The sequence below is a fragment of the Leptolyngbya sp. FACHB-671 genome (assembly GCF_014695745.1).
In the GTDB taxonomy this organism is placed as follows: Bacteria; Cyanobacteriota; Cyanobacteriia; order Elainellales; family Elainellaceae; genus JAAUTN01.
Map to the genome: position 1 here is coordinate 1 of NZ_JACJOV010000096.1, position 8721 is coordinate 8721.

The 8721-nt window shown below is 49.0% G+C and carries 9 protein-coding genes and 1 pseudogene; 8 read left to right on the forward strand and 2 right to left on the reverse strand.

Annotation, left to right across the window (positions count from 1 at the left end):
• Positions 1–85, reverse strand: an 85-nt coding sequence (locus H6F93_RS35790) for a transposase-like zinc-binding domain-containing protein (protein ID WP_524537882.1), incomplete at its 3' end; no start/stop codon positions are given.
• A gap of 9 nt (positions 86–94) precedes the next feature.
• Here H6F93_RS35790 and H6F93_RS13970 point away from each other — a divergent pair.
• The 3 genes from H6F93_RS13970 (at position 95) to H6F93_RS35795 (ending at position 2946) form a co-directional block, all read left to right on the forward strand.
• Entirely contained in the window at positions 95–373 is a 279-nt protein-coding gene (locus H6F93_RS13970; RefSeq protein ID WP_190681641.1) for a DUF4212 domain-containing protein, read from the forward strand.
• 3 nt (positions 374–376) lie between these two features.
• Positions 377–1882, forward strand: coding sequence for a sodium:solute symporter family protein (locus tag H6F93_RS13975; protein ID WP_242043456.1), 1506 nt, complete (start codon positions 377–379; stop codon positions 1880–1882).
• An 818-nt stretch (positions 1883–2700) separates the two neighbouring features.
• On the forward strand, positions 2701–2946 hold the full coding sequence (locus H6F93_RS35795; protein WP_190681644.1) for a DUF4278 domain-containing protein: 246 nt from the start codon (positions 2701–2703) through the stop codon (positions 2944–2946).
• On the opposite strand, the gene H6F93_RS33655 is transcribed toward H6F93_RS35795, so the two are convergent.
• On the reverse strand, positions 2897–3067 hold the full coding sequence (locus H6F93_RS33655) for a hypothetical protein (protein WP_206755731.1): 171 nt from the start codon (positions 3065–3067) through the stop codon (positions 2897–2899). The genes H6F93_RS35795 and H6F93_RS33655 overlap by 50 nt on opposite strands.
• Before the next feature lie 63 nt (positions 3068–3130).
• On the opposite strand from H6F93_RS33655, the gene H6F93_RS13990 reads away from it, so the two are divergent.
• The 5 genes and pseudogenes from H6F93_RS13990 to H6F93_RS14010 all read left to right on the forward strand — a co-directional run bounded on the left by H6F93_RS13990 (position 3131) and on the right by H6F93_RS14010 (position 8544).
• On the forward strand, positions 3131–5119 hold the full coding sequence (locus H6F93_RS13990) for a ScyD/ScyE family protein (protein ID WP_190681650.1): 1989 nt from the start codon (positions 3131–3133) through the stop codon (positions 5117–5119).
• Between the two features lie 86 nt (positions 5120–5205).
• A pseudogene (locus H6F93_RS13995) lies at positions 5206–5709 on the forward strand (SRPBCC family protein); the annotation flags it as partial.
• A gap of 468 nt (positions 5710–6177) precedes the next feature.
• A complete protein-coding gene (locus H6F93_RS14000) occupies positions 6178–6888 on the forward strand; it encodes an alpha/beta hydrolase (RefSeq protein ID WP_199313714.1) in 711 nt (236 codons plus the stop codon).
• 109 nt (positions 6889–6997) lie between these two features.
• Positions 6998–8110 (forward strand): Gfo/Idh/MocA family protein, encoded by a 1113-nt coding sequence (locus H6F93_RS14005; protein WP_190681656.1) that lies wholly within the window; start codon positions 6998–7000, stop codon positions 8108–8110.
• A gap of 83 nt (positions 8111–8193) precedes the next feature.
• Positions 8194–8544 (forward strand): nuclear transport factor 2 family protein, encoded by a 351-nt coding sequence (locus tag H6F93_RS14010; RefSeq protein WP_190640974.1) that lies wholly within the window; start codon positions 8194–8196, stop codon positions 8542–8544.
• Positions 8545–8721: the final 177 nt, after the last annotated feature.

An 8721-nucleotide genomic window follows, 5' to 3' on the forward strand; every position in this document is an offset into this window, starting at 1 on the left:
TGCACTGCTTACACTTGTAGCATTGTCTCCCTCGACGATGCCCGTTCTTAGCGACTTGAGTTGAATTACATTGAGGACATTTCATTCTTCTATCATGCCAAACCAAGCATTACCCTTGCAGCAACACCCTCTAGTGTTTAGCATTTTGCTGGTGCAGCCACTCAATACCATTCAATTTGGCAGTGTACCTCTAGGATTTTGGATGGCACAGCAAGGATCGATCTATGTGTTTGTTATCCTAATTTTTGTTTACGCTGTGCAGATGGACAGGCTCGATCGCAAATATGGTCATGCCGCTGTGCCCAATCGAGTCTCACGTCGTGCTAGTATTTCTCATCAACCGCTTTCCAACGACTCAGATACGGAGGCTTAAACCATGTCAGTCGAAGCCTGGACTACGGTTTTAGTTATCCTTTCATTCATTCTGTACATCTACATTGGCTGGCGGTCGCGAGTACAAGACACCCAAGGCTTCTTTGTAGTGGATCGGGATATACCATCGATTGCCAATGGGGCTGCCACTGCTGCTGATTGGATGTCTGCTGCTTCGTTTATTTCTATGGCAGACTTGATTTCCTTCCTGGGATATGACGGCTCGATCTACTTCATGGGCTGGACGGGCGGCTATGTGTTACTGGCGTTGCTGCTGGCTCCTTATCTACGCAAGTTTGGTAAGTACACCGTGCCCGACTTTGTGGGCGATCGCTACTATTCCAATCTGGCTCGAACAGTAGCGGTGATTGCTGCCATCTTTGTCTCGTTTACCTATGTAGCAGGACAAATGCGTGGCGTGGGCATTGTCTTTAGCCGCTTTTTGCAAGTAGATATCAGCACAGGTGTGATTATCGGCATGGTGATTGTGGCGTTTTTTGCCATTCTAGGCGGCATGAAAGGTATTACCTGGACACAAGTGGCACAATACTGTGTGCTGATTGTGGCGTATTTGATTCCAACGATCGCCATCTCTGCATTACTGACAGGAATTTTTGTGCCACAGTTGGGCTTTACCTTTGGGGATATCGTGGGACGGTTAAACGATATTCAAACCGAACTGGGCTTTAGCGAATATACCCAACCCTTCGCTAACAAATCCATGTTGGATGTGTTGTTCATCACGTTGGCGCTGATGGTGGGCACGGCTGGACTACCACATGTTATCGTTCGGTTTTACACGGTACCAGATGTGCGATCGGCACGTTACTCGGCGGGTTGGGCACTGTTGTTTATCGCCATTTTGTACACCTCTGCACCTGCCTTGGCTAGCTTTGCTCGCTACAACCTGATCAACAGCATTAACAACAATACTGTTGAAGAAATTCGTCAGTTAGATTGGGCAACCAAGTGGGAAAACACCGGACTACTGGCATTCGATGATAAAAATGCTGATGGACGGATTCAGCTTACGCCCGACGCGACGACCAACAAAGTCAAAATTGATCCCGATATCATCGTGCTGGCAACACCAGAGGTTGCCAAACTGGCTCCCTGGGTGATTGCGCTGGTGGCAGTGGGTGGGCTAGCAGCAGCATTGTCCACGGCTTCCGGGCTGCTATTGGTGATCTCTAGCTCAATCGCCCACGACGTTTACTATCGCATGATCGATCCTCACGCTTCGGAGACAAAACGTCTGATGATAGGACGGCTTCTGGTAGGGATTGCAATCGTCCTAGCTGGATACTTAGGTATTAATCCGCCGGGCTTCGTGGCGCAGGTCGTAGCCTTTGCTTTTGGCTTGGCCGCCGCCAGCTTTTTCCCCGTTATCATTTTGGGCATTTTTGACAAGCGTACCAATAAGGAGGGTGCCATTTCCGGTATGATTGTCGGTCTGCTGTTTACTCTCTTTTATATTGTTGGCACCAAGTTCTACGGTATGCCTACCTGATTCTTTGGTGTTTCTCCCGAAGGCATTGGCACTTTAGGCATAATTGTCAACTTCATCGTGACACTGACTGTGTCACGCCTCACTCCACCCCCGCCTGCCGATATTCAAGCCCTGGTAGAAGATCTGCGTAACCCCACTCACGTTTCCCTAGCGCTAACTGATATTGGTGAATAACAGTTGTATTAGGAGAGCAATTGGCTATCCGAGCACTCCATTTGAAACTGTCAAATCTCCCTACTCAAATTGAGGGTAGAAACCGGCTTTGTTGCATTGCAAATCGCGTCAGATCATTTGCTCATTCATAACAGGACAACCTTTAGTAGCTGATGGTGGAGCCACAGTGAGCTAACCTATGATGACCGGGTTTTCCCCCATGGGCTGGCTTGACCCCAGCGCCTAAATCAACGCAGTTAAGGCTGGCGATGTCTGACGGAGGTTGGGATGATATAGGTAAGGTAGTAATCCGCAGTTGCTTCTGGTGTGCAGGATGCAACAGGGAAGGCACCGCGCAGTGTTAAGACGTTCATAAGCCTATTGCATAAAAGACGGATAGTAACGTGGTGTGTTTTATAACACTAGAGCTTTGAGCAACAGTTGAGGTCAAATTCCTCATTGTTGAATGAATATCAGTTGGAAGGTAGAGGCTTTCTTCTAAGAAAACTCCAATCCCTACTTCCAAAGATAGACTTTTGCAATTCTTGCAGCATTCTCAGAGTTTTAGCCTGAGAGGTTAATAGAAGGTCGTCGATTTCATAATTGATGAGAGTTAGAAAAATTTGCATTGCCCCGTAACAAATTTGTATTAGGGAGATAAGCACATGAAACTTTGTTATCGCGGTGCTGATTACGAAGTTACTCAGTCTATTCAACTCCAGCAAACCAGAGTTACTTCAGTTACACTTACCTATCGTGGTAAACCATATCAAAGTAATCAGTACCAACTCATGACTCATGGAATTGGAAGCCAGCGCTCTATTACTAACCAATCGCCTCAAATTAGTTCCCGGAAGCCAACTACACCAAACTCTCGATTGATTTATCGCGGTGTTGCTCATACCCTTTAATGCCTACAAAACATTGCCTCAGTCCTCCGAGGCAATCGCGCTTCAACTGAATACTCAAGCGATCGCTCTGACAAAGGGGCGATCGCGCTTGCAAGTTTCGGGGTTTAAGTGTTTTCAACATCAATGAAGTTGAGATTGAACTAGTTTAATTTCGAGCAAATTTATCTGTACTGGAAGTTACATCATGGATATAGCATCGATCGCGATTGCAGAACAAACCTATACTGGCTCTAATGAATCGCACGCGCCACAGATTGAGGTTTTAGCAAATGGTTTGGATGGACCCAGAGGGTTAACCTTTGGTTCAGATGGAGCGCTCTACGTCACTGAAGCAGGACGAGGCGGACCCGGAGCCAGTATTCCATCTCCCAGTATCCCCAATGCAGTTCTGTCATATGGTGCAACGGGTGCGATTACTCGAATTCAAGATGGGGTTGTTGAAAGGGTAGTCACGGGTTTACCATCGCTGGCATTACCGGATGGTAGTGATGCGGCAGGTATCAATGATATTGAGTTTGATGCTTATGGCAATGCCTACGGCATTGTTGGATTTGCAGGAAATCCAGCACTTCGGGATAGCATTGTTCAAGTTCCCGATTTCAGTCAATTGATTACAATTGAGAATTTTGATGATGATGCTTCCTGGACACGGTTGGTAGACCTAGGAGCCTATGAACAAGCCAACAATCCCGATGGGCAGGATGTAAATACTAATCTTTTCGACTTGCTGATTGAAGACAACACGGCATATGTGCTGGATGCGGGTGGAAATGATTTGCTTAGCCTGAAAGCTTTTAGCAGTGCGGAACCAACCTTGGAGACGGTGTTGCCGACCCGTGCCGCTATTAATCCATCGACAGGTGAAGAAATTGTGCAACAGTCGGTGCCAACCTCTATCACCGTTGGTCCGGATGGTGCCTTTTACGTCAGTGAATTGACCGCGTTTCCCTTTGAGGAAGGAAATGCGCGAGTTTACCGCATTGGGGAAGAGGGAGAACCAGAAGTTTATGCAGAAGGTTTCACCAATATCATTGACCTGAAATTTGACCAATCCGGCGGTCTTTATGTTCTGGAGTACGATGCTGATGCAATCTTAAATGGCGGTGAAGCAGGTGCTCTGATTTATGTTTCTCCTGATGGCTCGACTCGCAACACGATCACTGATGAACTGATCAACCCCACTGGCTTAACTCTGGGTTCTAACGGAGATATCTATATCTCAAATAAGGGCTTTGTTCCAGGGCAGGGAGAAGTGCTTCGGATTCGCCCAGAAGGGGATCTTTCATTCAGTCCTGATCCACTGTATGAACAGGTAGAACACTACTCAACGACCATTGCTGCCGATGGTGATCCAGCAGATGTTTACTATCCAGTTGTGCCCGATGCAACGGCAGATCAATTACCGATCGCCTTGATGCTTCAGGGTGGTCTGGTCGATAAAGCTGACTATTCTAACTATGCTGAACAAGTCGCCAGTTATGGATTCGTTGTGGTTGTCCCCAACAATGAACGCAAAATCACTGGACCTGATGGACAAGAGATTACTGGACTTCTGGCAGATCAACAACAGGTGAATGATGTCCTCAATCAGATAAGAGTGGAGGATACTAATTCCAACTCACCCATTTTTGAAATCGTGGACACTGAAAAGTTGGGACTGCTAGGACACTCCCTTGGCGGTTATGCAGGACTAGCTGCCATTCAAAACATCAATGATCCAGCGGTTTCTTCTGATGACTATACTCGACCTCCTGAACTGATGGCAGGTGTTTTCTATGGCACTAACTTTCAGTCTTCGATGAATAGCGGGATATTTCCATCTGTCGATAACCAGGATATTCCAGTTGGACTAATTGCAGGCACCTTAGATGGAGTCTCTGATTTTGGTGAAGTGGCATCAACCTATGTGAAGCTTCAAGACCCACCAAAGGCATTGATCATTGTTGATGGTGCCAATCACTACGGTATTACCAATGAAGATAATATTGTTCGTGATCCGAACCGTCCTACGCTTGATCAGGCAACCGCTAACAGTGCGATTGGTCGCTGGAGTGGACTGTTTTTGCGATCGCACTTACTGGGCGATCAGGGAGCGTTTGATTACATTTACAACACAGGTGGCGACCTTGATCCAAATGTGAGTGTAGTTAGTCAAAATTCATCAGGTTTTTAGCGTCTGAACATGTCCTTGCTCATCTGTTGGACTCGCTTGAAAACTGGTTGACCTTCCGTTGATACCGGAATCTACCCGAACGAGTTTGGCAAGTGTTGACCGACCGCCGTGCCCTTGCTGCCTGGATGATGGAGAATGACTTTGAGCCAAGGCTAGGACACAAGTTTCAGTTTTACAGCCGTCCCTCACCGGGCTTGAAGACAACGATTCAATGCGAGGTTGTGGAACTGGAAGAACCGACCCGTTTAGTCTACACCTGGCAGGAGTTTTCCACTGCTGAACCGTCTCTCGTTGTCTGGACGCTCAACACTGTTCCAGGTGGAACCCAGCTGCGTCTGAAGCATTATCAAAACAGCTATGAAATCGCTGTAGCGACTATAGACCGACAGTTCCAGAGTCAACGATCAACCAGCTCCGCAGGATTAGACATTTCACTCTGTTACCCAACAGTACAGAATAAAACTCATTCCAATCCTTCGGGTACATCGACAGCATTAGAGCTGCTTCAATTTCAGCCGTTTACCTGGGATTATTTTCTGAATCAAACCCTGCCGCAGGTGTTGAAGCAGGACGAACCGGCTTGTTGCTAACGAAAGTGGAGGTTTACGATCGCCAAATCCATTTTCACAAAACGATTGCGTTGTCGTCACCCTCAAAGTAGAACTGGCTGGAATATCTGACGGTCAAGCGTTCTCCGACCCTTATCGCTTTACCTGCGTCTGGCTACAGTGACAGAACCGCTGGGAAATAGTTGTAGGTCATGTGAGCCAAATCATTCCTTCTGAAGGCGAAACCGATAAACGGGCTGCACTTTCCAACTCACGCACCGATTATTTATTACCAAACTGTTAACTCCACAGAGAGAAACCCACATCATGATTGGTTATTTATTGCAGAATTTCGGTCATTTAGTGTGATACGTGGCAGATAGCATGGAATTTAAATTACTTAAATTTGCGGCTATCTCTTGCAAACGAGGTCTGGGCAGTGAGCCATATCTGGGTTTGAATCAAGCTACCTCCCACTCACTGGGGAAATTATTGAATGGAGACACAAAGATGGTGGAGATCCTGTTCGTGCACGGTGCACTTGTCCGTGACGGTAACTGGTGGTGGCGGCAGGTTGCCCAGCGGATTCATGAGCAAACCGGCTCGGCGAGTCGGTCGGTCGAGTTGCCGTCCTGCGGAGAGGGTGCTTCACCCGGAACCGCTGGCTTGCTTGAAGACACCCAAGCGCTCCGCGATGCGCTCGATAACGTAGACGAGGCTGTCATCGTCGGGCACTCCTACGGCGGCACGGTCATTGCAGAGGGCGCCGACCACCCTGCTACTCACCACCTGGTGTACATCACCTCGTACCTGCCGGACGTGGGGCAGTCGCAGGCTGACATCATGAGCGGCGAGCAAGACCCGGTCAAAATTGCGCCAGGCGACGACGGCACAGTCCGCCTCGCTGGTTACACCGTCTCGTCATTCGGCGATCGCTTCTTGCAGGACGTGACAGACGAGGAGATCCGAGCCGAAGCGTGGAACCGTGTCACCCCACAATCGGTAGGTGCCTTTGGGACGCCGACGACTCAAGCGGCGTGGCGGGGTAGACCCTCGACGTACCTCGTCTGCACGGAGGACCGCAGCACCTCCCTCGCCCTGCAGCGCTTCCACGCCAGCCGGGCCACCCGCTCGATCGACCTTGCCACTGGTCACCACCCGTTTCTGTCGCGCCCCGACCTCGTGTCCGAAGAGCTCATCCGAGTGCTACGCACCGATTAACGGCACAGCGACAATCGGCAAGCAGGCGACCCGCGCCTTTGGGTTGTGGCGCAAGGCTAGACAAAAATTTCTGCATCTTGGATGAATCAGCCAATTAAGGAACATCGCAATGACAGACAAGATTGGCGTTGGTATTATTGGCGCAAATCCTAATCGAGGTTGGGCAAAATCTGCTCACATTCCAGCTCTCTCCGCTCTACCACAGTATGAGATTCGAGCAATCAGCACCAGTCAGCAAGAAACCGCGATCGCGGCTAGTAAACAATTCAACGTATCTCTCGCATTTGATAATCATGTTGAACTGGTGACACACCCAGAAGTAGATTTAGTCGTTGTTGCGGTTAAGGTGCCGTATCATCATGAACTAGTAACTGCTGCGATCGCAGCCGGAAAACATATCTACTGTGAATGGCCGTTAGGTAACGGATTAGCTGAGGCGATCGAACTAGCTGATTTAGCTCGACGCAAAAATATTTGCACTGCGATCGGGCTTCAGGGTCGAGCCGCACCAGCGGTTAACCAGATTCGCGATTTGATTGCTCAAGGCTATGTCGGTACTGTCGTCTCCACTAGCCTGATTGTCTCTGACAAGTACCCTAGCGATGTCATTGATAGCGCCAACGTCTACATGCTTGACTCGCAGAATGGAGCCAATTTGCTCACGGTTCACACTGGACATTATGCAGATGTTGTAACGTATTGTCTGGGCGAATTTCGTGAGTTAAATGCAACGCTAGCAACGCAAAGAACTCAAGTCAAGATTGTTGACACAGGTGAGAGCATTCCTGCAATGGCTCCCGACCAAATCGCTGTGAATGGCACTTTGCATAGCGGAGCGATCGCTTCTCTGCAAATTAGTGCCGCGCGATCGCGCGGCACTAATTTGCTTTGGGAGATCAACGGCACTGAAGGCGATTTGCTAGTGACAGGAGATACTGGTCATACCTATATGCTGGATGTGGTCATACAGGGCGCACAGGGACAAGAGAAGGCACTGTCACTCATTCCTGTACCAAACAAATATCGCTGGGTTCCACCTGAAACTCCAAAAGGCTCTGCATTCAACGTCGCGCAGGTCTACGCTCGACTGGCTCAAGATATTCTCCAAGGCACAAAGACCTGTGCAGGTTTTGATGAAGCAGTCGTTCGTCATCAGATGCTAAATGCAATTCAAATTGCCGCAAACAGTGGCACAAAACAAGCTTACAAAGTTGATTTCTAGTCTTCTCCAAAGCACCTACAGAAGGGAGAGTTAGTCATGTCTAAAGAGGTGCGAATTAGGAGCAACATTCCACGGAGGGTGATATGAAGATGACCGACAAAGAAATCGTCGTCGATGCGTACGATGCTTACAACACCAGGGATATCGACCGTCTTCTCGGGTATCTCAGCGAGGACATCAATTGGCCCGATGGCGACAAGCGGCTCCATGGACGAGAAGCCGTCAAGAACTATTGGCTGAACCAGTGGACCCAGACCCAGACGCACGACACGCCGACCGACGTCACCGTCCTGCCTGACGGACGGGTCAACGTCCGCCTCGACCAAGTCATCCACAGGATCGACGGCAGCGAGCTCTCCCGCAGCTCGTTCGAGTACCTGTTTGAGCTGCGCGACGGACTGATCGTCCGAATGGACATCACCAAGGAGCTGTAGCGGAAGGGCAGGTTGGTCCGAACGTTTGCGGCCGGGCGTTTCTATCACAAGAATCTTTAAAGATCAGGACTTACGCAGCGGCACTAGGGATAGGGGGTGGTTAAGTTGAGCTATGCTCGCTACAGTTCCAGTATGAGTGCATCAAACAGCGATTGCGATGACATTTACTAAGCTGGA

Bases quoted from the DNA above. Each gene is read 5' to 3' on its own strand.
- H6F93_RS13970 (WP_190681641.1), top strand. From the start codon at position 95: ATGCCAAACCAAGCATTACCCTTGCAGCAACACCCTCTAGTGTTTAGC.
- H6F93_RS13975 (WP_242043456.1), top strand. From the start codon at position 377: ATGTCAGTCGAAGCCTGGACTACGGTTTTAGTTATCCTTTCATTCATT.
- H6F93_RS35795 (WP_190681644.1), top strand. From the start codon at position 2,701: ATGAAACTTTGTTATCGCGGTGCTGATTACGAAGTTACTCAGTCTATT.
- H6F93_RS33655 (WP_206755731.1), bottom strand. From the start codon at position 3,067: ATGTTGAAAACACTTAAACCCCGAAACTTGCAAGCGCGATCGCCCCTT.
- H6F93_RS13990 (WP_190681650.1), top strand. From the start codon at position 3,131: ATGGATATAGCATCGATCGCGATTGCAGAACAAACCTATACTGGCTCT.
- H6F93_RS14000 (WP_199313714.1), top strand. From the start codon at position 6,178: ATGGTGGAGATCCTGTTCGTGCACGGTGCACTTGTCCGTGACGGTAAC.
- H6F93_RS14005 (WP_190681656.1), top strand. From the start codon at position 6,998: ATGACAGACAAGATTGGCGTTGGTATTATTGGCGCAAATCCTAATCGA.
- H6F93_RS14010 (WP_190640974.1), top strand. From the start codon at position 8,194: ATGAAGATGACCGACAAAGAAATCGTCGTCGATGCGTACGATGCTTAC.